This window comes from Nitratireductor sp. ATLC21, assembly GCF_057196525.1.
In genome coordinates this window covers 305,285-327,659 of sequence record NZ_JBXUOU010000002.1, presented here as the reverse complement: position 1 = coordinate 327,659, position 22,375 = coordinate 305,285, and the positions used below count along the sequence as shown (strand labels likewise).

At 60.2% G+C, this 22,375-nt stretch carries 21 protein-coding genes; 6 read left to right on the top strand and 15 right to left on the bottom strand.

Going from position 1 to position 22,375, the window contains the following annotated elements:
- The first annotated feature begins 101 nt into the window (after positions 1–101).
- Positions 102–488 carry a RidA family protein gene (locus AC2CHD_RS09245; RefSeq protein WP_484553444.1) on the top strand — a complete coding sequence of 129 codons (387 nt, stop codon included), beginning with the start codon at positions 102–104 and terminating at the stop codon, positions 486–488.
- Positions 489–550: 62 nt separating this feature from the next.
- Here the strand turns inward: AC2CHD_RS09245 and phoU are convergent, their stop codons facing one another.
- On the bottom strand, positions 551–1,267 hold the full coding sequence (gene phoU / locus AC2CHD_RS09240; protein WP_229450420.1) for a phosphate signaling complex protein PhoU: 717 nt from the start codon (positions 1,265–1,267) through the stop codon (positions 551–553).
- Positions 1,268–1,370: 103 nt separating this feature from the next.
- Positions 1,371–2,573 carry an ATP-binding protein gene (locus AC2CHD_RS09235; protein ID WP_484553443.1) on the bottom strand — a complete coding sequence of 401 codons (1,203 nt, stop codon included), beginning with the start codon at positions 2,571–2,573 and terminating at the stop codon, positions 1,371–1,373.
- A gap of 146 nt (positions 2,574–2,719) precedes the next feature.
- Here AC2CHD_RS09235 and ppk2 point away from each other — a divergent pair, with 146 nt between their 5' ends.
- Entirely contained in the window at positions 2,720–3,619 is a 900-nt protein-coding gene (ppk2, locus tag AC2CHD_RS09230; protein ID WP_229450416.1) for a polyphosphate kinase 2, read from the top strand.
- Here ppk2 and AC2CHD_RS09225 read toward each other — a convergent pair.
- Positions 3,596–5,533, bottom strand: a complete 1,938-nt coding sequence (locus tag AC2CHD_RS09225) for a glycosyltransferase (RefSeq protein ID WP_484553442.1) — start codon at positions 5,531–5,533, stop codon at positions 3,596–3,598. The genes ppk2 and AC2CHD_RS09225 overlap by 24 nt on opposite strands.
- A gap of 244 nt (positions 5,534–5,777) precedes the next feature.
- The gene (locus AC2CHD_RS09220; RefSeq protein WP_484553441.1) at positions 5,778–6,668 is read right to left on the bottom strand and encodes a helix-turn-helix transcriptional regulator; all 891 of its coding nucleotides are present in this window, start codon (positions 6,666–6,668) and stop codon (positions 5,778–5,780) included.
- Positions 6,669–6,969: 301 nt separating this feature from the next.
- Between AC2CHD_RS09220 and AC2CHD_RS09215 the strand changes: the two genes are divergently transcribed.
- Positions 6,970–7,677, top strand: a complete 708-nt coding sequence (locus AC2CHD_RS09215) for a transporter substrate-binding domain-containing protein (protein ID WP_484553440.1) — start codon at positions 6,970–6,972, stop codon at positions 7,675–7,677.
- On the opposite strand, the gene AC2CHD_RS09210 is transcribed toward AC2CHD_RS09215, so the two are convergent.
- On the bottom strand, positions 7,671–8,498 hold the full coding sequence (locus tag AC2CHD_RS09210) for a sterol desaturase family protein (protein WP_484553439.1): 828 nt from the start codon (positions 8,496–8,498) through the stop codon (positions 7,671–7,673). The two genes, AC2CHD_RS09215 and AC2CHD_RS09210, sit on opposite strands and share 7 nt — an antisense overlap.
- Before the next feature lie 61 nt (positions 8,499–8,559).
- Positions 8,560–8,973 carry a tellurite resistance TerB family protein gene (locus AC2CHD_RS09205; protein WP_229450410.1) on the bottom strand — a complete coding sequence of 138 codons (414 nt, stop codon included), beginning with the start codon at positions 8,971–8,973 and terminating at the stop codon, positions 8,560–8,562.
- Between the two features lie 146 nt (positions 8,974–9,119).
- Between AC2CHD_RS09205 and AC2CHD_RS09200 the strand changes: the two genes are divergently transcribed.
- A complete protein-coding gene (locus AC2CHD_RS09200; RefSeq protein WP_484553438.1) occupies positions 9,120–10,775 on the top strand; it encodes a lysine--tRNA ligase in 1,656 nt (551 codons plus the stop codon).
- Positions 10,776–10,798: 23 nt separating this feature from the next.
- On the opposite strand, the gene AC2CHD_RS09195 is transcribed toward AC2CHD_RS09200, so the two are convergent.
- The 9 genes from AC2CHD_RS09195 to phnF all read right to left on the bottom strand — a co-directional run bounded on the left by AC2CHD_RS09195 (position 10,799) and on the right by phnF (position 21,164).
- Positions 10,799–11,455 carry a thermonuclease family protein gene (locus AC2CHD_RS09195; protein WP_484553437.1) on the bottom strand — a complete coding sequence of 219 codons (657 nt, stop codon included), beginning with the start codon at positions 11,453–11,455 and terminating at the stop codon, positions 10,799–10,801.
- Positions 11,422–12,069, bottom strand: coding sequence for a S24 family peptidase (locus AC2CHD_RS09190; RefSeq protein WP_229450406.1), 648 nt, complete (start codon positions 12,067–12,069; stop codon positions 11,422–11,424). Before AC2CHD_RS09190 ends, AC2CHD_RS09195 begins: the two co-directional genes overlap by 34 nt.
- 155 nt (positions 12,070–12,224) lie before the next feature.
- Entirely contained in the window at positions 12,225–12,791 is a 567-nt protein-coding gene (locus AC2CHD_RS09185; RefSeq protein ID WP_229450641.1) for an ActR/PrrA/RegA family redox response regulator transcription factor, read from the bottom strand.
- A 53-nt stretch (positions 12,792–12,844) separates the two neighbouring features.
- A complete protein-coding gene (locus AC2CHD_RS09180; protein ID WP_229450405.1) occupies positions 12,845–14,179 on the bottom strand; it encodes an ActS/PrrB/RegB family redox-sensitive histidine kinase in 1,335 nt (444 codons plus the stop codon).
- Positions 14,180–14,217: 38 nt separating this feature from the next.
- The gene (gene hrpB / locus AC2CHD_RS09175) at positions 14,218–16,677 is read right to left on the bottom strand and encodes an ATP-dependent helicase HrpB (protein ID WP_484553436.1); all 2,460 of its coding nucleotides are present in this window, start codon (positions 16,675–16,677) and stop codon (positions 14,218–14,220) included.
- Positions 16,677–17,324 (bottom strand): ATP-binding cassette domain-containing protein, encoded by a 648-nt coding sequence (locus AC2CHD_RS09170; RefSeq protein ID WP_484553435.1) that lies wholly within the window; start codon positions 17,322–17,324, stop codon positions 16,677–16,679. Before AC2CHD_RS09170 ends, hrpB begins: the two co-directional genes overlap by 1 nt.
- A gap of 6 nt (positions 17,325–17,330) precedes the next feature.
- The gene (locus AC2CHD_RS09165) at positions 17,331–19,010 is read right to left on the bottom strand and encodes an ABC transporter permease (protein WP_484553434.1); all 1,680 of its coding nucleotides are present in this window, start codon (positions 19,008–19,010) and stop codon (positions 17,331–17,333) included.
- Positions 19,011–19,058: 48 nt separating this feature from the next.
- A complete protein-coding gene (locus tag AC2CHD_RS09160; RefSeq protein WP_484553433.1) occupies positions 19,059–20,285 on the bottom strand; it encodes an ABC transporter substrate-binding protein in 1,227 nt (408 codons plus the stop codon).
- 123 nt (positions 20,286–20,408) lie between these two features.
- Entirely contained in the window at positions 20,409–21,164 is a 756-nt protein-coding gene (gene phnF, locus AC2CHD_RS09155) for a phosphonate metabolism transcriptional regulator PhnF (protein ID WP_484553432.1), read from the bottom strand.
- A 132-nt stretch (positions 21,165–21,296) separates the two neighbouring features.
- Here phnF and phnG point away from each other — a divergent pair, with 132 nt between their 5' ends.
- Together phnG and phnH are read left to right on the top strand one after the other, a co-directional pair.
- Positions 21,297–21,764, top strand: coding sequence for a phosphonate C-P lyase system protein PhnG (phnG, locus tag AC2CHD_RS09150; protein WP_484553431.1), 468 nt, complete (start codon positions 21,297–21,299; stop codon positions 21,762–21,764).
- Positions 21,761–22,372 carry a phosphonate C-P lyase system protein PhnH gene (gene phnH / locus AC2CHD_RS09145; protein WP_484554219.1) on the top strand — a complete coding sequence of 204 codons (612 nt, stop codon included), beginning with the start codon at positions 21,761–21,763 and terminating at the stop codon, positions 22,370–22,372. Before phnG ends, phnH begins: the two co-directional genes overlap by 4 nt.
- Positions 22,373–22,375: the final 3 nt, after the last annotated feature.

Here is a 22,375-nt window from a genome sequence, read left to right as displayed (position 1 = left end):
CTTATGGATGAATACAATTCATTTATATGCTGAGAATTCACCTTTTGTAACAGTGGATTAACTGCGTCATAGCTGACCTCCAACTTAAATGGAGAACAGCTATGATCCTCAAGCAAATCCGCACCGAGCCTGATCCCTATGCCCCCTATCTCCTTTCTCAAGGAATTCAGGCCGACAATCTCGTCTTCATTTCCGGGCAGGCTGGCTATGACGAGAATGGCAAGATCGTGGAAGGCGGATTTCTGGCCCAGGGGCGCCGAGCTTTCAAGAACCTGGAACGGGCGCTGAAGAGTGGGGGCCTGGAGTTTGGCAATATCGCCAAAGTGACCATTTTCGTGACCGACATGGGGAATTTCGCCGACGTGGTTACTTTGCGGCGGGAGTTCTTTTCCGCCCCCTACCCCGCCGACAGCATCATTGAGGTGAAGGCTCTCTACACTCCCGAAGCGTTGATCGAAATCGAAGCCATCGCTGTCGCCAACGCATAGCGCAGCCTTCCGCCGTGCCCTCCGGGGGTGCGCCTCAGTGCACTCCCGGTTTCAAGACATTCCTATGCCTCGGGTTCCGCAACGACGCTGTGGCTTTGGTCTTCCTTGGGACGCTCCAGAGGCAACTGGCGCCCTGTCACGATGTGGTGCACGGTCTCGGCGATGTTGGTTGCATGATCTCCAATACGCTCGATGTTCTTGGCGCAGAACAGAAGATGCGTACAGGCGGTGATGTTGCGCGGGTCTTCCATCATGTAGGTCAGAAGTTCCCGGAAGAGCGATGTGTACATCGCATCGATTTCCTCGTCCCGGTCGCGAACAAACCCGATCCGCTCAACCGATCGGGACGCATAAACATCGAGCACTTCCTTCAGCTGGGTGAGCGCCAGACTGGCAAGCGCCTCCAATCCGCGGAAGAGGCGAACCGGCTGTTTGCCTTCCGTGACGGCAACAACACGCTTTGCGATGTTTTTGCCAAGGTCACCGATACGCTCCAGATCCGAAGAGATGCGGATCGCGCCGACAATCTCGCGCAGATCATCGGCAACCGGTTGCCTTTTGCCGATGATGATGACAGCCCGTTCGCCGATCTCCCGTTCCTTGGCGTCGAGAAATGCGTCGTCTTCCACCACCTTTCGGGCAAGACCTGAATCCGACTGCACCAGCGCTGCGACGGATTCCGCGACCATGCGCTCAGCATATCCACCCATCGCTGCGATCTGATCCGACAGGTAGTTCAACTCATCGTCGAAGGACCGCATGGTGTGCTGGTTCTGCATGATATCGTTCCTCTTCAGCCAAACCGGCTTTGTTGTCTCCCACCTCTACTATGTGATCGTGATGGCGGGAAAATGAAAGTCGTGAACCCTGTATGAGTGCCGCTCAAGCGCGCTCGACACCGACAGGAGAGGGTGGGACCGGTGGAAAGTGCACCATGAACATCGCTCCTTTGCCGGCTCCTGATTTGACTGACAATCGCGCATCATGCCGCGTCAATATATGCTTGACGATGGACAGACCGAGGCCTGTCCCCTTCTGCGTGCGACTGGTTTCCACATCAACGCGATAAAAACGCTCGGTTATGCGAGGAATATGTTCTTCGGGGATACCCGGCCCGAAGTCCTGAACCGTAACCCGCACTTCGTCCATGGGGCTTGCCTGATCTGCCGAAACGACAATCCGCTCACCTGAACTGCCATACTTGCAGGCGTTCTCCAGCAGGTTTTCAAACACCTGGACCAGTTCATCGGAATGGCCCGCCACCAACAGCGGCGTGTCACCGAGCTCGGAGACGATGTCGACCCCGTTTTCGCTGGCAATATGGCGCATGGATTCGATCACACCCTTCACCAGCGCCACCACGTCGAGCTGAACGTTCGGCTTCTGGTAGGGCTTCATTTCCAGTCGTGAAAGCGAAAGCAGATCATCAATCAGGCGAGCCATGCGCTGCGTCTGGTTCTGCATTATCTGCAGGAAATTATCCCGTGCTGCAGGATCATCCCGGGCAGGGCCGCGCAGCGTTTCGATGAAACCTGCGACAGAGGCGAGCGGCGTGCGCAACTCATGGCTCGCATTCGCGATGAAGTCGGCCCGCATCCTATCGATCCGGCGCGCTTCACTCTGATCCTTGAACATCAGCACATACAGGCCGGTGTCATTTCCGATCCGGCTTGCCACCACACGGTAGGCCCGCTCCACCGGCACCCGCTCAGCGTAGTTGATCGCGGTCGATTGTTCCTCACCCGATATGACCCGGCTGACCAGCTCATGCATCTCTGGCGCGCGGAATTTCAGCCGCAACGACACACTCTTTGCAACAGGACCAAAGGCCAGGTCGGCGGCTTCGTTGGAGTAAAGAATGCTTCCACCGGCGTCGAAAATATAGAGCGGATCAAGCACTGCCGCCGCCAGATAAACTGCAGGCAGGGAGTCAATGTCGCCGCGCGCGGTCAAACGTTTCTCGCCGCGCTCCTCGGGGGAATCGCGCTTCACAAAAGCTTGGAGGGCCCGCGCGAAAGGTGTTCCGCTCTGCGTGATACGCCGCAACACCTTCCCCTGCCCTACTTCCCGCTCTTCATCGCTCATGCCGCCAACCAATTTTGTTTCCACGGGGGCCTGCCTGCCGTTCCCGGGTTCGTGTCATGCAGACCTGTTGTCGCTTTGCCTTCGCCGCTGGACCTTGTATCAAGCTGCAAATAGCATGGACACTCCCACGGTTCAGGATCGATTTTATGAACAAGCCTCTGGATAACCCCGCCCTGGAAAAAATCGAACCCTTCAAGCTGACACTGTCCGGCAAGAAACGGGAGTTCGACATAGACGATCCGGACCTGCCAGACTGGATCAAGGACAAGGAACTGACGGCCGGCGGATATCCTTATGACGAAAAGCTCGACAAGGACATCTATGAGGAGCAGCTAGAGGCGCTTCAAGTAGAACTCGTCAAGCTCCAGGCCTGGATGCAGAAAAGCGGTGCCCGTGTCATGGCTCTGTTTGAGGGGCGGGACGCTGCGGGCAAGGGCGGCACGATTTCGCGCATTCGCGCCTATCTCAACCCTCGCAGCGCGCGCAATGTTGCGTTGCCCAAACCCAGCGAAACGGAGCGGGGCCAATGGTATTTTCAGCGATATGTTGCGCATTTTCCCACCAGCGGAGAGTTGGTCACCTTCGATCGGTCCTGGTACAATCGGGGCGGTGTGGAGCCGGTGATGGGCTTCTGCACGCCCGCCCAACACGAGCAATTTCTGGATGAGACGCCCGATTTCGAACGCGCAATCGTCAATGACGGGATTCATTTCTTTAAATTCTGGCTGAATATCGGCCAGGAGACGCAGCTTGGACGCTTCCATGACCGACGGCACAGCCGGCTCAAATACTGGAAGTTTTCGCCCATGGATGTTGCCGGGATAAAAAAGTGGGACGACTATACCCGTATGCGCGATCTCATGCTCGAGCGTACGCATAGCGCCCATGCGCCATGGACCATCGTGCGCGCCAACGACAAGCGGCGGGCACGCCTGGCGGTCATCCGCCGCATGCTCCTGGCCATCCCCTATGACGGTCGTGACCTTGAGGCCATAGGACAAGAGGATCAGCTGATCATCGGATCAGGCCCTGGGTTTCTGGAGTGACGCCGGCGCCTGATGGCGCCTTTTGTGTGGCGTCTTCTCCCAGTGGTGAGGATTCCAGTAGAGCTGCCAGACACAACGCCGGGCGGCGACCGACATCAGGCACCAGTAAGCAGGCGTCCATAAAACGCGCTTCCAGAAGCCCGGTCTTTCAGTTTTATGAAGCGTCGACCAGCCCAGCATCAAGAAGGCCGCATGCCCTAAAACGACATTCGCGGTATCGATGATCAACAACAGGCTTTCCGCAGGCCTGAAGACGCCACCGAAAATCCAGTAGGCACCGATCCCAATGGTGGTCGCCCAGAACACACCATAGGCCAGCGCCGACAGAACCATGCCTGCAAACAGCACCTGCATGACCAGAAAGGAGGGCATTCCGAGTTCACGAAGGGTCGCGAACGGATTGCGCATATGGACAAGCCAGGTCTGAACCCACCCCTTGAACCACCGGGTGCGTTGAGGCAGCCAGGTGCGAATGTCTGTCGGCGCATCCTCCTGGGTGGCATTCCAGATGACGTCCGTCCGGTAACCGAACCGACAAAGGCGAGCACCGAGATCCGCATCTTCCGTCACATTATAGGGATCCCACCCGCCCGCAGCCTCAAGCGCTGATCGACGGAAGTGGTTTGACGTGCCACCCAACGGCATCATGAAACCGCGTCGCGCCAGCCATGGCAGCACGGCACGAAAAAGTGCTGCGTATTCGAGCGCGAACATCGATGACACCCAGCTTTCACGTCGATTGGAAATGCTTAGAGGTGCCTGCACACAGGCAAGATGCTCGTCGGAATTGCGAAAGGCATGCCAGGCTTCGACAAGCTGGAACGGGTGTGGGCGATCCTCGGCATCATAGAGGGCAACGAAGGTCCCCGACGTCATTGGAAGCGCGTAGGACAAGGCTTTCGGCTTTGTGCGCGGGCCGCCCGCGGGCACTTCTATCACCTCGATATAGGGACGCAGTTCCTGAGCACGGAGTGCCGCCAGTGTCTCGCCGTCATCCTGTTCACAGACCAGCTTGATCTCAAGCTTTGCGCGTGGCCAGACAATTTTGCCGAGAGCGATCAGCAGATCGGGGATGATCTCTGCTTCCTTGTAGAGGGCGATCAGAACCGAATAGACGGGCATTTCCGCCGGGCGGACGGTTGCGAAAGACGCTTCGGCACGTGTGCGCCCGCCAAGACGGATGACAACTCTCAGGAGAACGCACGAGAAAAACGCCAGTGAAAACAGACCATGCAACACCAGAAGCGTTGGCCAAGGCGCATAAAAGGCAGCGAAGACCAAAGAAACAAGTGCCGCGCCCAGCACCGCACCCTGCCAGGCATTGGCGACAAAGCGCGCCGACATGTCCGGCGCAATGGAAAACAGTTCTTCCGTAGCAATGCGCATAAGCGCTTTTTGCGACCGCGTTGAAATAGCGTCTCTCAATACGGTGGGTTGAACCACCCGGATGCGTGTCGAAGCGCGGGGATATCGCTGTACAAACGATCTCAAGGCCGGAATGTTCAGCTTGTCCGGAGCAATAAGCACTACAGACAGTCCACGTTCGTCGACAATGAGGCTCACACGTGCCCCTCCGCGTCGCCCGAGCGCGGCGAGGCCCTGTTTCTCACGCATGACAAGCGCATTGGGATCCACGCGTTGCACAAAGGCAAGTCCGAGATGTTGAGCAAGCGCCATGAACAAAGTCCGCTCGGACACAAGCCCGGACGACAAGAGTTCCGTCTGGAAACACACACCGGCCATTTTGGCCCGCGCTTCCACCCGGTAGGCCTCTTCTTCATCGATTGAGAGGATTTTCAGGATCGGAAGCCAGTCCGTAACAGCAGACGGCGCTGCGACGCTGGCTAACTCATCCCCTTCGCTTGCGCCCTTGGCATTATTTGGAGTCGTCCGGCCTGCGGAGAGATGATCCATGACCGATCATCCCATCAAACGACCGACCTGTGGTTCAAAGCGCTGTTTTCGCTAAAATCTGTTCTGCCGACTGCAGCTCGCGCACCATTCCGGAAGCTGCCATACGACATCTCAAGCACCAGTAGGAAATTACGCCCCATAACCCCCAACTCCCCGCTAGATTTCAACTATAACAACACAATACCTTCACTTTCGCAACTTAAGTAAGAATATTTCAAGAAGGGGCATCACCTGGAAGTGGACTTCAATCCAGAACGCCGCATCGTATAGCCTCCGCAACTGCATGAACTCGATTTGAAGCGCCAAGTTTCGTCTTGGCATTGAGCAGATGCTTTTCCGCCGTATGCTCTGAGATGCCAAGTATCTGAGAGACCTCCCATTCGGATTTTCCAAATGCCGCCCATTGAAGGCATTCCTTCTCGCGCGGCGTCAGGCGCGGCGCTCCCCCTTGCCGATACAGTGCATGTCCAGGTCCGATCTTCTGCCTCGCACGCCGGATCTTGTCGCTCACCTCATCTTCTGTCACGCCGAGCCGCTCGGCAATTTCCGTGACTGATCGGCCACGGATCGCCAATTGCAGGCACTCTTTCTCCAACCTTTCCAGTTCGGCGAAACGATCCTTGCCACGTAAACTCAGCGCGTGGCCGATCGCGTAGGAAGAGGCGAATGAGAGCATCTGCATCTCACTCGGCGACAGCTCCACCTGCTCGCCGCCAAAGGACATGACGACCTGCGTTCCCTCCAGCGTGGTGAATGACATGGCGATGCCATCAGCAAGCTTGAACTCCCGCGCCTCGCTCAAGAATTTAGAGGTTTTGCGAGAGGCATCGTGCTTCTTCAGAATATCACGCCACAAAATGGCATTTCCGCTTTGACGCGCATGGTCTACGATCGGATCATGAAAAATGTAGTTGCACGAAACATAGCGGTCGATCCATTCCGCCGGCCAACTGCTGAGCACGATATGCCCGACCTGATCGCCAGCTGTACTCCCCTTCGCGGGAAGTGTGCCCGCGCAAACAGCATGAAGACCGTAGTTTTCCGTAAACGAGATGAGTGTATTGCAAATGGCCAACGGGCTGCGGGCTTTCTGAATTTGTTGAACAAAGGCCCGTGTCCTTCCAAAATCGAACATATGTATTCGTCCCCGCCGTCTTACCGTCCCCCGCGCAGAATTTTCACGCGTCATTTGACGACTATATACCGCTGTGAAGGAAGAATATAACGATGTTAAAGAGCGTCCCACAAAACTTTGCGCGCAAAAAACTTTCAACATATTTGCCGGCTATACGGTAAAGGAAATGAAACTATTCGTTCTTCAGCTCGCGCTTGCCTTATTCTTCTTGCATCCGACGCAGACCACTTCAGCAGAGGACGCCGCTCCTCCGGGTTTTTGGGAGCCCAGGCAACGGCAATCAAGGCCGGACCTTTCTGCCTTGGCGAGACTGCGCTTCCTGACCACAGTCGATTTTTTCCCCTTCAATTATCTGGACGCTGAAAACCGACTCAGCGGGCTTCATGTCGATCTCGCGCGGGAGATTTGCGCCGAGCTTGAGATCATGGAGCGTTGCCAGGTCCAGGCTCTACCCTGGGATGAGCTCGATACAGCCCTCGAGAACAGACAGGGCGAAGCGATTATCGCGGGGATGGCGATCACAGCCGAAAATCGAGAGCGCTACCTGTTTTCACGCCCTTATCTGCGCTTTCCTGCACGGCTTGTCACGCGACGCGGAGAGAAACTGACTGAACCGCTTCACACGGCCATCGCCGGCAAACGGGTTGGTGTCCTCGGCGCCAGCGCTCACGAAATGCTGTTGCGCGATCTTTTTCCAGAAGCGCAGAGTGTCGTTTACAGCCGGACCGACTGGCTGTTCGACGATTTGAAATCGGGCCGTATCGATGCCGTCTTCGGCGATGGGGTAAAACTGAGTTTCTGGCTCGCGGGCCAGGATTCCGAAAATTGCTGCACTTTTGCGGGTGGACCGTATCTCGCGCCCGAATATTTGGGGCAGGGTCTGGCGATCGCCGTACCACGCGATATGCCTCAACTTGCGCAAGCCATCGATTTCGCCCTCCACAGCATCAATGCGAGCGGTCGTTTCACCGATATCTATCTGCGCTATTTTCCTGTTGGTTTCTACTGACCCCGACCCAATGAGCGGAATGGCAGCGCAAGCATCCAGACAAGGGTCGCGGTAAAGGCACCACGATAGGCGGAAAGCCCGATATCCATGCCTTCATGGCCCAGCTTCGGTTGGGCGATGTAGGTGCCAAACAAGCGGTCCCAAAACGGGAAATTGAAACCGTAATTGGAATCCGTCTCCTGCCTTATCGTAGAATGATGGACCCGATGCATATCCGGGGTCACCACAAACCTCCGGACAACGCGATCAAGCCTGAGCGGAAGCTTCACGTTCGAGTGGTTGAACATCGACATGCCATTCAGGACGATTTCGAACAACAGAACGGAGAGAGCCGGCGCGCCAAGAAGAACCACAATGATCGCCTTCCATACCATCGACAGAAGGATTTCGAGCGGATGGAAACGCAGTCCTGTGGTCACGTCAAAACCATTGTCGGCATGATGCATACGGTGAATACGCCACAAAACAGGAATTTTGTGACTTGCCACATGTTCGAGCCAGACCGCAAAATCCAGCACGACAAACGAGATCAGTCCCGCGAGAAGCGGATCGATGGCCACAATGCGGTGGAAGAGCCCCATGCCGCGGGTTTCCGCCCAAAGCGCAGCGCCCACGGCTGCCGCCGGGAAAACCACCCTTAGCACCACCGAAGAGATGAGAACCATGGAGAGGTTGGCAAACCACCGGCGCGATTTCAGCGCGCCTGTCATTTCCGGCCGTTCCAGACGTGGCGAACACAACTCGTAAAGCCCCATGGCCGCGAATATGCCGATGAAAGCGAAAAGACGGATTGCTGCTTCGGAGAACAGAAACGAAGTCATGGCGCCATTATTCCGCAATGCCGATCAAACGCCAGTCACATGCGCTTGAGTGGGCATCACGTCAGGCAAGTACCCGTTTGCGGGCCTGAACCGTTCGTTCGATGGCGGCGGCCACGAGCGGCTCCAGATGCAGCCGGCTGCGCACGATGTGGAGCATGCGCTTTTCTTCTGGCTCCACATGCATGTCGGCAGCCGCGACCTCGACCGCCAGCGCATAAGCCGTGTCGTGCAGTTTCGCCGGCACGGTGTCGCGAACCGCATTCAGGATACGCTCGAGCCCGCTGTCTTCCTGAAGTATCTGCTGACACTGGCGCGCCACTTCGATAATGCGGTTGTCATCAAAATCCCTGAATACCGGCCAGGAGCGAATCGTGTCTCCAATAATCGCCAGCTCCGCATCGGTCATGTCTCGGTCAGCGGCCGACATGACAACCATCAAATAGATCAGGGCTTCCTGGGCGGTCGGCTCGGCCATATCAATCTCCGCTGGCAAAACAATGGAGCCTGAAGGTAGGTAGCCGGGCGTCATGTCGCAATGAAAAATCGCCGCTTCGATTGACGCACCGCCTGAGCCGCCTTACAGGCATTGCTTTTGATGAAACCCGAACCCTGGAAAGCGACATGACGACGGCAAGCCAAGACGCGCTTGAATTGACGCCTGAAGTGATGGAGGCCGCAGCCGAGAGCAAAGCATGGCCCTTCGAAGAGGCGCGCAAAATCGTCAAACGCTACGAGGGCGGCACCTTCCCTGAAACCGTCCTGTTTGAAACCGGCTACGGCCCTTCGGGCCTGCCGCATATCGGCACGTTCGGCGAAGTGGCCCGCACCTCCATGGTGCGGCACGCGTTTCGCGTGCTTACCGAGGGCAAGGTCAAGACCAAGATCTTGTGCTTTTCCGACGACATGGACGGGCTGCGCAAGGTCCCGGACAACGTGCCCAACAAGGAAATGCTGCGCTCCCACCTGGGCAAGCCACTGACTCAGGTGCCGGATCCGTTTTCGAACGAATATCCATCCTTCGGTGCCGCCAACAATGCGCGGCTGCGCGCTTTCCTCGATCAGTTTGGCTTCGACTACGAGTTTGCATCCTCGACCGAGTATTACGCTTCGGGGCGTTTTGACGAAATGCTCCTCACCATGCTCGAGCGCTACGACGCGGTGATGGACATCATGCTGCCTTCGCTGCGCGAGGAACGGGCGCAGACCTATTCGCCCTTCCTGCCGATCCATCCGAAGACGGGCGTGGTGATGCAGGTTCCACTTGAGGAGCGAAAGGTCGATGCAGGCAGCATTGTCTGGCGCGACCCCGAGAGCGGCGAACTCTTCGAAACGCCCGTGACCGGTGGCCATTGCAAGCTGCAGTGGAAGCCCGACTGGGCGATGCGCTGGGCGGCCCTGGGCGTAGACTATGAAATGTCCGGCAAGGACCTGATCGACAGCGTCAAGCTGGCGGCGCAGATCTGCACGGCACTGGGCAAGGCGCCGCCGGAAGGCTTCAACTACGAACTGTTCCTGGACGAGAACGGTCAGAAGATCTCCAAATCCAAGGGCAATGGTCTGACCATCGACGAATGGCTTTCCTATGCGCCGACCGAGAGCCTTTCGCTCTACATGTTCCAGAAGCCGAAGGCGGCCAAGAAGCTCTATTTCGACGTGATCCCGCGCGCGGTGGACGAGTATTACACCTTCCTGTCAGCCTATGACCGTCAGGACTGGAAGAACCGGCTCGGCAATCCCGTCTGGCACATTCATGACGGCAATCCGCCGGCCACAGAACTCCCTGTTCCATTTGCGCTGCTGCTCAATCTCGTCAGCGCATCCAACGCGCAGAATACGGATGTTCTTTGGGGCTTCATCTCTCGCTATGCGCCCGGTGTCACACCGCAGACACATCCCGAGCTCGACCGCCTTACCGGCTACGCGCTGCGCTATTTCGAGGATTTCGTAAAGCCATCCAAGGCATTCCGTGCGCCTGATGAGGTCGAACGAGAAGCACTGGCCGGGATCAACGATGCCCTTGCCGCCCTGCCCTCGGATGCCGACGGCGAAGCGATCCAGAACGCCATACTGGATGTGGCCCGCGGCATCGAGCGCTATCAGGACCACAAGCGCAAGAGTCCGAATGGGGGCCCCGGTGTTTCGGTTGCTTTCTTCCAGATGCTCTACCAGGTCCTTTTGGGTCAGGAACGAGGCCCGCGCTTCGGCTCCTTCGCAGCACTTTACGGGATCGCGGAAACGCGTGCCCTGATCACTGCAGCGCTGGACGGCGAGCTGTAGGCGAAGTCGTCCGCAGCGCCAGATCAGGAACCAGACGGCCCGCCGCTGAAGATGCCCTTGCCGGCATCGCGGGCCGCCTTTTCCTCTTCTGCGTATGGGCCTTCCGCCTGGGACAGCGCCCAGCCGTTTTCCACCAGCCACGTTCCGACATCATAGCCTGCAAGCGAACAGCGCATCGGCCTCTCGCTTTCTTCCCCAGCGGCGGCCTCTTCTGCATTCTCCCCAATGTGGCACTCCACTGCGCGCCCGCGCAACCAGTACCGAAACGCCGTACGGGCACGCTTGCCACAGGGCCAAGCACCGCCATCCGTTGCATCACAGACTTGATCGGGAGCGATGACGCGGATGCCGGCAACGGTGATGGTGTGTCCCTCGGATTCAAACATTCCCGCGGCGATTGCGATCGGCCGATAGTAAAGCGTGTCCTGAGGCTTTGGTTCAGGTGCGGGCGCTCCCAGCTCACTCAAGGGTGTGCGCGGCTCCGCACGCTTCAATCCGGTAGCATCGATTGGGGGTGGGGCCACGAGTTCGGGCGCGATGATACGCGGCTGCCGCGAGTCCTGAGCTGCTGCGGAACCAAGCCCCAGGGACGCAAGCATCACGGCGGCGACCATAAGCCGAATGCGGCGACGCACCGGCGCGCGCATCACTGACTTGCCCAGATGATGCGTGCCATCCATTCCATCTGCGATTTTTCCAGAACGCGATTGGGATGATCCGGATTGAGCGAAAGCAGTTCCACCTGCCGGTTCGTCTGACGCAAAAGAACCTTTGCCATCACCTCGCCATCGGCAGTCTTGACCACCACGCGATCGCCACGGCGCAGGCGCGCGGTCGGGTCCACGATCAGCGTATCGCCGTCGCGATACAACGGCATCATGGATTCGCCCTGCACCTGGAGCGCGTAGGCTCCCTCATGTGCCGGCCCAGGCAAATCGACATGCTCCCAACCTTCTCCCAACGGAAAACCCGCATCGTCGAAAAACCCGCCTGCTCCGGCCTGTGCAAAGCCAATCAGGGGAACGCTGGACGAAGGCTGTTCATAGGGCTCGGATGGTTTGCCCTCGTGCTGTAACAGCGCGACGAATTCCCAGATCGTGGTGCCGGTCGCCTCCATGATCTTCGACAGGGATTCTGTCGAAGGCCAGCGCGGGCGGCCATCCGCCGAAAGCCGCTTGGATTTGTTGAAGGCAGTCGAATCCAGACCTGCCTTCCGGGCCAGGCCGGAGGCGGAAAGCGAGTGACGCACAGCCAGTGCGTCTATGGCTGCCCAAACCTTGTCGTGCGAAAGCACGCTACCCATCCTTCCGGGACCTTGGAAACAGGAAAAAATACCTGTTTCTTGTTTTACCGCTGGTTCTGGAACTTGTCCATAAACCCATGCTTGCCTACTGGAGGCAATATCCCGGGCTCAGCTCGGTTCCGGCATCAGTATCTGCCCGAGAAGCCCTAGCGTGGCGCGCGCTTGGCAAGAATACGCTGCAAGGTGCGCCGGTGCATGTTCAACCTGCGCGCCGTTTCCGAAACATTACGATCGCACATTTCGTAGACCCGCTGGATGTGCTCCCAGCGCACCCGGTCGGCGGACATGGGATTCTCCGGGGGCGCCACCTTTTCACCGGCTTGCCGGGTGAGCGCCGCGTAAATGTCGTCTGCATCAGCCGGCTTTGCCAGATAGTCGACCGCGCCGAGCTTTACCGCAGTGACGGCAGTCGCGATATTGCCATAGCCTGTAAGGATGATCGTACGGGAATCCTTGCGCTTTTCCCGGATGGTGGCGACCACGTCCAGACCATTGCCATCGGCAAGCCGCATGTCGACAACGGCGAAAGCGGGCGGGGCCGCCTTGGCGCGCGCGATGGCTTCTTCCACGCTTTCAGCCGTTTCTACCGTGAAGCCACGGCTCTCCATCGCCCGCGCCAAACGCGTCAAAAACGGTTTGTCATCGTCAACGATGAGAAGGGAGCGGTCTTCACCCAGGGCCGCTTCCGGGTCTTCCACGGTGTTGCTTGTCATATCCAGCACGTTCAGCACATTAATTTTCCTGGAATGTTTCTAACCGAAATCTGTCAGCTTTCCAATTTAGGACTCTTTTCGCCTGAATCCAGATTGTCCTCCGGCACGACGAAGATCGAGCGCGGCCAGATGACTTCTGCAAATGCACCCTTGCCCTTTTCGGCGAGATTGCCGAAGCGGATCTGGGCGCCGGAACGCTCAAGGAGAGTCTTGGCGATGAAAAGCCCCAGCCCCAACCCGCCACCACTGCTGCCATCGGACGAGCGCTTCGACATATAGGGCTCACCGATCCGATCCAGGATTTCAGCGGGGAAGCCGTGGCCGTCATCGACCACAAGAAGCCCGACAGTGTCTGCGTCCCAGTGCCAGCGGATGGTGACGCTTTCCCGCGCGAAATCCACCGCGTTTTCCACCAGATTGCCCAACCCGTAGATGACGCCCGGGTTGCGTCGTCCCACCGGCTCCGGCCCTTCCGTCGCGCCGGGCTCCAAGCGGATTTCGATGCCGAAATCACGGTGTGGGGCGGCTGTTTCCTCGATCAGCGACGTAAAGGGCTGGCGCGCCATATGGGCCTCGCCTTCCGACGACAGGCTGGTCAGCTGGCGCAGAATCTCACGGCATCGTTCGCTCTGCGTGCGCAGCAGGGTAACATCTTCGCTAAAGCGCTCGTCCTTACCGAGAGCACGCTCCATCTCACGCGCCACAAGGGCGATGGTGGCCAGCGGAGTGCCGAGCTCGTGGGCAGCGGCCGCCGCCAGACCATCCAGTGCAGAGATGTGCTGTTCGCGCTGCAGCACCAGTTCTGTAGCGGCAAGCGCATTGGCCAGAAGCCGGGCTTCCTTCGCCACCCGATAGGCATAGACCCCGGTGAAGGCGATGCTCGACACCACGGCAATCCAGACGCCGATGATATAGACGAGAGGCATCACCAGTTCTGTGCCAGGAAACCACGGAAGCGGCCGATGGAAGACGGCGAGCGCTGTGGTCAGGGCCACCACCAGAGAGCCGAGAAGCGCGGTCCATCGCAGCGGCAGCGATGTCGCCGAGATCACGACAGGCACTGTCATAAGAAGCGAGAACGGGTTTGTGAGGCCGCCCGTCATGTACAGCAGACCGGCAAGCTGGAAAGCATCGAAGGTGAGAATGCCGAGCGCTGCCAGAGGCGCCAGCCTGTGTGCCACCGAATAGCGAATGGCCAGATGCACATTGAGCCATGCGGAAGCCGCGATCAGCGCGAAACAAAGGCCGACCGGCAGCGGAAAATCGAGCCCGAAGGCGACGACGATCACTGCTGCACTCTGGCCAATGATGGCCAGCCAGCGCAGTTTGATCAACGTGTTGAGCCGCAGGCCGTGGCTCGGATCGTGGGCCCTGATATCCTCAAGCATGGCGGGGTTATGGGGGAAGTCCGCCCGCACTCCAAGCGTTATTTTTTACGCGGTTTGGCGCGATGTGTCGCGGCTGCATTCGCCGGATCTTCCGGCCAAACATGCTTCGGATAGCGCCCGCGCATGTCGGCGCGTACATCCGACCACGAGCCAGCCCAGAAACCAGGCAGGTCGCGCGTGGTCTGGATCGGCCTATGGGCAGGCGACAGAAGCTCGAGCTTCAGCGGGATGCCATCGGCGACTGTTGGATGTTCTTTCAGGCCGAAAAGCTCCTGCACGCGGATCGCCAGCACCGGCCCTTCCGCCTCATATCGGATGGGTACGCGGCTGCCCGAAGGCGCATCGTAATGGCTGGGCGCCATCTGGCTGATGCGTCTTTGGAACGCGTGCGGCACCAGCGCGGTCAATCCCTCGCGCAAGCTGTGAGACGCCAGCTTTGAAAGCGACGCTTCTCCCGTGAGAAAAGGGAGAAGCCAATCGTCAAGCCGTTCAAGAAGGGCTTCATCCGACATGTCCGGCCAAGGGGCGCCTTTCGCGGTGTGGAGCCACGCAAGCTTGGATCGCAGGGCGTTTGCCTCCCTGTCCCAAGGCAGAAGCGAAAGGCCGTTCGCCCTGACAGCCTCGACCATGGCACGGTCGGCCTCGGGGCCTGATGGCAATGGCAGCGCCTGCTCGGCGAAAATCAGCGCACCCAGACGGCGGACGCGTCGCTGCCGCAATGATCCCGAGGCCCGGTCGAAGCGCGTCTCCATGATTTCCTCGACCTGATCCCCAAGCGCGGCAATGATCTCGTCTTCCCCGATGGCGGCGGCCTGGGCAATGCGCGCGTTCTGGGCTCGCCCCTGGAGATCAGCCACCACGAGATAGTCAGCACCGGCAAGCCGCTCGTCCGGTGCCACCACGCCGCCGCGCCCATTGACCATCACGAAATGCCCATGCGCGCCGCGTGCCCTGGCAACGCGGTCCGGCCAGGCATGGATGAGCAGGGGGCCCGCAGAGACGGCACTGCTGGAGCGCGCGCCACCTGCGGTCCTGGCGAGCCGCGCGGCCAACCCGCGCGCCTGTTCCGCTCTCGCGCCCTTTTCCCGGCGGAAGCGCTGCAACCGTTCATCCAGATCGGTGGAACGACCACCCAGCCCGCGCTCGGAGAGTAGAACTGCGAGTTCCGCTGCGGCAAGCGCATGACCATCTTCAGCCGCACGCGCCACCATATGCGCCAGCCGCACCGGGAGTGCGAGTTGGCGCATGGCCTCGCCCGACGGTGTGAGACGAGCGCTCGTGTCCAATGCTCCGAGCCGCTGCAAAAGGCTGCGCGCTTCGGCAAGCGCGGGGGCCGGCGGGGCATCGAGAAAGGAAAGCGACGCCGGGTCGCTGACGCCGAAGGCGGCGCAATCGAGCAACAGGCCCGACAGATCCGCCTCCAGAATTTCCGGCGGCGTGAAGGCGGGCAATGCCGCTGTCTGTTCGGCGCGCCAGAGACGAAGCGCGATGCCCGGCGCGGTGCGCCCCGCGCGGCCCGCCCGCTGATCGGCGGAAGCGCGCGACACGCGCACCGTTTCAAGCCGCGTCAGACCCGTTGAAGGCTCGAATTTCGGCAGGCGCGAAAGGCCGCTGTCGATCACCACCCGCACGCCGTCAATGGTCACCGAGGTTTCAGCAATGGCCGTGGCCAGAACCACCTTACGCCGACCTTGGGCGGCGGGCCTGATGGCATCATCCTGGGCGCGCCCGTCGAGACCGCCATAAAGCGGTGTGATGTCCACATCGGCGGGCAACCGTCCGGCAAGGCGCTCCGCCGTTCGCTCGATCTCACGCTGACCGGGAAGGAAGGCGAGCACACTGCCCTCCTCCTCCGCCAGAACCGTGCGCACCGCCCGCGCCATGGTGTCCTCGATGGCCTCGCCAGCGGGCCGTTCCGCGTAGCGAAGTTCAACCGGAAAGCTGCGTCCCTTGCTCTCGATCACCGGCGCATCGCCGAGAAGCGCCGCCACCCGCGCGCCATCGAGCGTGGCAGACATGACCAGAAGCCGCAGGTCCGGCCGCAGTGCTGCTTGCGCATCAAGCGCCAGTGCCAGCGCGAAATCACCATCGAGCGAGCGCTCGTGGAACTCGTCAAACAGCACCGCCGCGATGCCGGAAAGCTCCGGATCATCGACGATCATGCGCGCGAGAACGCCTTCGGTCACCACGAGAATGCGCGTTCTGGCGGAGACCTTCCGCTCCATGCGCATGGCGTAGCCGACGGTCTGGCCCGGCTCCTCGCCAAGGATCGCCGCCATGCGCCGGGCAGCCGCCCGCGCGGCAAGCCGGCGCGGCTCCAGAAGCACGATGCGCCCAGCAGATGCCCATTCAGCCTCCAGAAGCGCCAATGGCGCAAGCGTCGTCTTACCTGCTCCCGGCGGTGCAACCAGCACCGCCTTGCCCTGCGTCTCCAGCGCCGCGCTCAGCGCCGGCAGCACTTCCGTTACCGGCAGGTCGGGAAGTTCAAGTCTCTCCATCAGGCGCCGATCCGCACGATGTCGCCACCAGCCGCCTCCGCATCCGCCGCGTCATGCGTCACCAGAAGCACCGGCAATCCGCTTTCGCGTGCTTTGGAAAAGACGAGTTCACGGGTCTGCGCGCGCAGGTCCGCATCGAGCTTGGAAAAGGGCTCGTCCAGAAGCAGGGCGCGGGGTGCGGAGGCGAGCACGCGTGCCAGCGCCACACGCGCCTTCTGACCACCGGAGAGCGTTGCCGGGTCTCGCGCCTCAAGCCCCGCAAGGCCCACGCCCTCAAGCGCCTGAGCGACACGCTTAGCCCGCGCCTCTCGCCCGCGCAGCGTTTCGGGCAGCGCGAACATCAGATTGGCACCGACGCTCATATGCGGAAACAAAAGCGGGTCCTGAAATAGCACGCCCATATGCCGGTCCTCGGGTTTGAGCCCCGTTACCTCGGTTCCATTGACAAAAACCCTGCCGCGCGCCGAAAAAACCGGATCGAGAAACCCGCCAATATAGGCGAGCAGGGTGGACTTCCCCACACCCGAAGGCCCCATTACGGTCAACACGCTTCCGGGCGCGACCTTCCTGGTAAGCGAGACGATCTCTCGACCTTCCAGCGTAATCGTTACCCCATCGATGAAGAGCCCTGGTTCCGCCAATTCCATTTCCGTTCAAACATGCATGTCGCGATACCGGCGGAATATCAGCGCCGGCACGATCGTGGCAACGGCAAAGCCTGCGGCCGGCAACACCATCTGCATGAAGGCATAGACACCGATCACACGACGATTGCCGCCCGAAGCGAGCGCCACCGCCTCGGTGGTTATGGTTGTCAGTCGGCCCGCTCCCACCAGAACGGTGGGCAGATAAAGCCCGACAGAGACGGAGAACCCAATTGCGGCGACCGCGAGCAATGGCCGCGCCAGCATCGGCAGGCGGATCTGAAAGAACCGCCGCATCGGCCCCTTGCCGAGCCCCGCCGCGATCTGATCATAGCGGCGATCGAAGGCCCGCCACGGGTCTCTCAAACTCAACCAGGCATAGGGCAGAACAAAGACGAGATGCGCGAAGACAAGTGCGGTCCACGTGGCCTCGATACCTGCGAGAATGAAAAGCAGTTGAAGCCCGAACAGAAAGGCCACCTGCGGTACGAGCAGCGGCAGATAGAGCACGGTGAGTGCCCCCCGCCCCGGCGGTCTTGCGATCTGGTCCTCTCGTGCGAAGCAAAGTATGGCAATCACCATGGCGATCATCGTGGAAACGAGCGCAACCGACAGCGTGGTCGCCAACGGCTCCATGAGATTGGGCAAGACGCGCATCCAGTTGCGCAGTTCGAACCGCGCCGGCAGAACGTCCGGGTACTGCCATAGCCCAGCAACAGACCAAAGCGCGAGCGCCGCGATGCCGGAAAAGATCGCTCCCGCCGAAGCGAGCATCACGGCCAGCGCGCCGAGCCGCAGAGCTCTATCGCGTCGAAACCGGCACCCGGCACAGGCAAGACGCTCGCGCAGGAGCGCGCCAAGTTTCTCCACGCCGATCCAGATGGCGATTGCCAACGCCGTGACGCCCAGTTGCAGAATGGCGCCTGCCGAGGCCAGAAAACGCATGGAGAGGTCCGGGTCGTTCATCCAGGTGACGAGCCGCACCGCGAGCGGCGCCGGTGTTGTGGGGCCCAAAATGGCGGCGACATCCACCACCGATGTGGCGAATGCTATGACGGCGAAGACGGGGAGACGTATCTGCCGATAGATGGAGGGCCATAGGCCGAAGGCGAAGCCGGAGATGCGTCCGTATCCCATTGATGCGATCAAAGCCCGCATGCGCTTCGGCTTGACCTGCGGCAGTGCTGCCAACGTGACGAGCAGCAGGAACGGAATTTCTTTCACGATCAGTCCTGCCATCATGGAAAGACCAAGCGGGTCGTGCACGATCAGGAGGTCGGGTGGACGCTCCCAACCGGTCAGCTCCGGCGAGAGAACGCGCGCGATCAAGCCGGACGGCGCGATGAGGAAAGCCAGCGCGAATGCGGTGGCCGCGTGCGGCACGGACAGGAGCGGTGACAAGAGATGCTGTATGCGCGCAAACATGCGTGTGCCGCCCCATGCGGCCGTGAAAAGCATCACGGTCACAAGTGAAAACGCGGCTGTGACGAGCCCGGTCGCAAGGCTCATAAGCGCCGACATGAGGATGGCAGGCTCTGCGAACAACCTTCGAAACGGCTCGAGATCAAACGACGTTCCGCCCAGGGCAGGCAGATAGCCGAAGGCCGGCAGCAACGTACCGGCCAGGCCGAACACCACCGGAACCGTCAGGAGCCCTATGGCGAGAATGGGACCGAGGTGCATCAGCATGGGCCCCAGGACCTCAGCTGCGACCGTGGCACCCGCGCAGCGAACAGGCTAATTGCCAACTCCATAGCGGCGCTTCCACTCGGTTTCGATGCGCTCCATCCAGCTTGGGTGTGGCTCATCCAGCGCCGGGCCAAGTTCTTCAGGCCGCAATGTCGCAACACCGAGATCGATGGCATCGAAGCGGGCACGGTCTTCCGGTGGCAGCTTGTGGATTGCCAGCACCGTCGGATCACCCCAGACAGCGGGGTCCTGCTTGCGGGCCTGGGCATGTGGTGACAACAGGAAATTGGCTGTGACCAGCGCACCTGCCTTGGCCGGCGCATTGTAAGGAATGGTCAGAAAATGCGTGTTGGAAAGCGTACCGCCGGGAAAGGTAAAGGAGCGCACCGTGTCCGGCAGTTCGCCGTTGGCGATGGCGTTTGAAGCTTCAGCCGGGTTGAAAGCGAAAATGATGTCGAGTTCGGAATCGGCGAGAAGCTGCTTCATCGCCGGGTAATTCTGTGGATAGGCACGGCCTGAACGCCACATGACAGGGTTGAGCTCGTCCAGATAGTCGAACAGAGAACTGGTCACCTGGTCGAATGTTTCTTCATCGACCGGCTTCTGGAGCATTTCGGGATTTTCGACAGTTTCGGCAAGCACCTGTTTCAAAAACGAAGTGCCAACGAAGTCCGGCGGCTGCGGGTAGGAAAAACGTCCCGGATTTTCCTTTGCCCATTTCAACAGACTGTCCGCGTCCTGCGGCAGGTCGCTCACCTCGACGCGGGCTGAATCATAGAAAAAGACGAGCTTCGCCATGCCCCACGGGCTTTCCAGTCCCTCGACAGGAACGGTGAAGTCGGTGCGGATGGTCGGCTTGTTTTCGACATCGACAAAGGCCCAGTTGGGCAGCTTCTCCGCCCAGCCAGGAGACAGGATCAGCCCCTGCCGTTTCATGGCGGCGAAATTCTCGCCATTGATCCAGATGAGATCGACCGTCCCACTCTCATCGCGCCCGGCGGCTTTTTCCGCCACCACGGTGGCCACCGCGCTTGCGGTGTCCTCAAGCTTCACGTGTTTGAGCGTGACGCCGTAGCGTTCCTTCAGTTCCGCACCGGCCCACTCGATATAGGCATTGATGTTCTGCGACCCTCCCCAGGCGTTGAAATAGACTGTTTCGCCGCGTGCATCTGCGAGAACGGAAGCCCAGTCGTCAGGACTGGGGTCGCCCTGACCAGCGCTTGCTGAAATGGCACCGAGCGCCAGAATGGCCGTCGAAAAAACAAGTGACCTCACGCAAATCCCCTGACTCGCCCAGAATTGAAATCTTGACGATAGAGCACGTGGGGTCTTTGCAAATCAACGCAAACCATCTCGCGCTACGGTCACTTCACGGTGAGCGTCAGGTGAAACGAGGTATCAGCCGCCAGCCTCTGTCCCCGCTGCAGGGATGTGCAATTCAATCCGGTCGGCGGCGAAACGGGTCTCGGAATACTGCACGGGAGAGCCCTCGGTATCGACATTGATGGCGATGGTGACGAGGACGATTGCACCGGGCGAGAGCTTCAGGTCCTTCAGGTCACCGGTGTCGGCGTGCCGCGCCGTCACGGTCGTGCTCTGACGAAGATAATCGGCAAGCCCCAGTTTCCTGAACGACGCGGTGATCGAGCGCGTGCCCTCAAATGCCTCCGCCATGCCGGAAAACCGGTGCGCATCAAACCAGCTTCTGGCCCGGGAGACCGGCCGCCCGTCAGCATGCGAGCGTGTTTCAAGCCGGATAACGGGCGAGCCAGGAGCAAGCTTCAAAGCGCGCGCGACATCAATCGGTGCCGCTTCCACCGCATGATCGAGCAGGTCGGCCGCCAGCCCGCGCGACTGGCCGGCCAATCCCTCGGAGAAGCGCGTTCGATTGCGGATGGGATAGGCAAGCCGCTTTCGCCCCTCCACGAAGGTGCCTCGCCCCTGCTCGGCTCTTAGAACGCCCTCCTGCACCAGAGCTGCAATGGCGGTGCGCACCGTGTGCCGATTGACACCAAAGCGTTCGGCCAAAGCCATCTCGGGGGGCATACGCCCCTCGCTGCCAAGCGTCCCTTGGCTGATCTCGCGCCGCATACGGTCGGCAATCTGCCGCCAGAGTGCGACACCGCTGCGTCGTTCGATTATCGCTTCGGCCATCTGCACCGCTTTTCTACCTGCTTCGCCCGCATTGTCATCAACACGTCATGGACACTCGATAGGCAGGAGTCATAATATGTTTGATTGTCTAGAACAATAGACAAATTTAGTGATGACAAGATTGGATCCATCATGGTCTCACGACAGGAACGACAAGCCCTTACCGAGCAACGCCGCGAAGCCATGGCAATATTGGCAATGGCCGGCGGATCTGAGCTGCTTGCGCTTTGGAAAGAAGCCGGGCTTCCCGAGGACGCCAAGACGCTTCGCGGCCCGGAAACCGGGCTCGTGACTGTGCGCGGGCGCATGGGAGGGGGCGGGGCGCCGTTCAATTTCGGCGAAGCCACCGTCACACGCGCCACCGTCAAGCTGCCCACAGGAGAGGTTGGGCACGCCTATGCACTCGGCCGGGAGAAAATGAAGGTGCGGGTCGCCGCACTTATCGATGCTCTGAGGCAAAAGCCGGATTTTCACGAGCAGATCGAAGAAAAGATTCTCGCACCCTTGCGTGCGCGCCAGACCGAGGCCGACGCCCAGCGACGCGCTGAAACGGCTGCCACCAAGGTCGACTTCTTCACCATGGTTCGGGGAGAGGACTGATGCTTGATTCCATCGCCATCGAAGGCGGCTTCCAGAAGCCGGTGTTTGACGCACAGACCGTTTTTCGCGCGATCATGCAGGCCATGGCAGAGCCGGGCACGATCCACCGGGGAATGGCGCTCGCCAATCCACCCGCCCCGCTGACGCCGGAGGCAGCCGCTGTCGCCCTGGCGCTTTGCGACCAGGACACGCCGGTCTGGCTCGATTCATCGCTTGCCGCAGAGGACGCCGTTCATGCATGGCTCGCATTCCACACCGGCGCGCCGCTTGCGAACACGCCGGCGGATGCGCATTTCGTCTTTTCCGCCGATCCGGAACACCTGATCGGGCTCGAGAATTTTGCTCAGGGCTCGCAGGAATATCCCGACCGCTCCGCCACGCTCGTTCTTCAGGTGAGCGACCTTTCGGGCGGTGAGGGCCTGGTTCTCGCCGGGCCCGGCATCGAGAGCGAGGCGCGGCTCGCACCCCATCCCCTGCCGCGCCATTTCATCCGCCAATGGGCACAAAACCATGCCCGGTTTCCCCGTGGCGTCGACCTGATACTGGTCAGCCGTGAGGGCCTTGCAGCCCTGCCCCGCTCCACCCGCATCACCAGCCAGGAGGCCTGAGCC

Excerpts from the sequence above, each read along its gene's own strand:
- phnF (WP_484553432.1), bottom strand. The coding sequence starts at position 21,164 with ATGGCCGAAGCGATAATCGAACGACGCAGCGGTGTCGCACTCTGGCGG.
- AC2CHD_RS09170 (WP_484553435.1), bottom strand. The coding sequence starts at position 17,324 with ATGGAATTGGCGGAACCAGGGCTCTTCATCGATGGGGTAACGATTACG.
- AC2CHD_RS09205 (WP_229450410.1), bottom strand. The coding sequence starts at position 8,973 with ATGGCCGAGCCGACCGCCCAGGAAGCCCTGATCTATTTGATGGTTGTC.
- AC2CHD_RS09245 (WP_484553444.1), top strand. The coding sequence starts at position 102 with ATGATCCTCAAGCAAATCCGCACCGAGCCTGATCCCTATGCCCCCTAT.
- AC2CHD_RS09180 (WP_229450405.1), bottom strand. The coding sequence starts at position 14,179 with ATGCTTGAGGATATCAGGGCCCACGATCCGAGCCACGGCCTGCGGCTC.
- AC2CHD_RS09220 (WP_484553441.1), bottom strand. The coding sequence starts at position 6,668 with ATGTTCGATTTTGGAAGGACACGGGCCTTTGTTCAACAAATTCAGAAA.
- AC2CHD_RS09185 (WP_229450641.1), bottom strand. The coding sequence starts at position 12,791 with ATGACAAGCAACACCGTGGAAGACCCGGAAGCGGCCCTGGGTGAAGAC.
- phnG (WP_484553431.1), top strand. The coding sequence starts at position 21,297 with ATGGTCTCACGACAGGAACGACAAGCCCTTACCGAGCAACGCCGCGAA.
- AC2CHD_RS09225 (WP_484553442.1), bottom strand. The coding sequence starts at position 5,533 with ATGGATCATCTCTCCGCAGGCCGGACGACTCCAAATAATGCCAAGGGC.
- phoU (WP_229450420.1), bottom strand. The coding sequence starts at position 1,267 with ATGCAGAACCAGCACACCATGCGGTCCTTCGACGATGAGTTGAACTAC.
- AC2CHD_RS09210 (WP_484553439.1), bottom strand. The coding sequence starts at position 8,498 with ATGACTTCGTTTCTGTTCTCCGAAGCAGCAATCCGTCTTTTCGCTTTC.
- AC2CHD_RS09165 (WP_484553434.1), bottom strand. The coding sequence starts at position 19,010 with ATGCTGATGCACCTCGGTCCCATTCTCGCCATAGGGCTCCTGACGGTT.
- AC2CHD_RS09195 (WP_484553437.1), bottom strand. The coding sequence starts at position 11,455 with ATGGATGGCACGCATCATCTGGGCAAGTCAGTGATGCGCGCGCCGGTG.
- AC2CHD_RS09235 (WP_484553443.1), bottom strand. The coding sequence starts at position 2,573 with ATGAGCGATGAAGAGCGGGAAGTAGGGCAGGGGAAGGTGTTGCGGCGT.
- AC2CHD_RS09200 (WP_484553438.1), top strand. The coding sequence starts at position 9,120 with ATGACGACGGCAAGCCAAGACGCGCTTGAATTGACGCCTGAAGTGATG.
- ppk2 (WP_229450416.1), top strand. The coding sequence starts at position 2,720 with ATGAACAAGCCTCTGGATAACCCCGCCCTGGAAAAAATCGAACCCTTC.
- hrpB (WP_484553436.1), bottom strand. The coding sequence starts at position 16,677 with ATGGAGAGACTTGAACTTCCCGACCTGCCGGTAACGGAAGTGCTGCCG.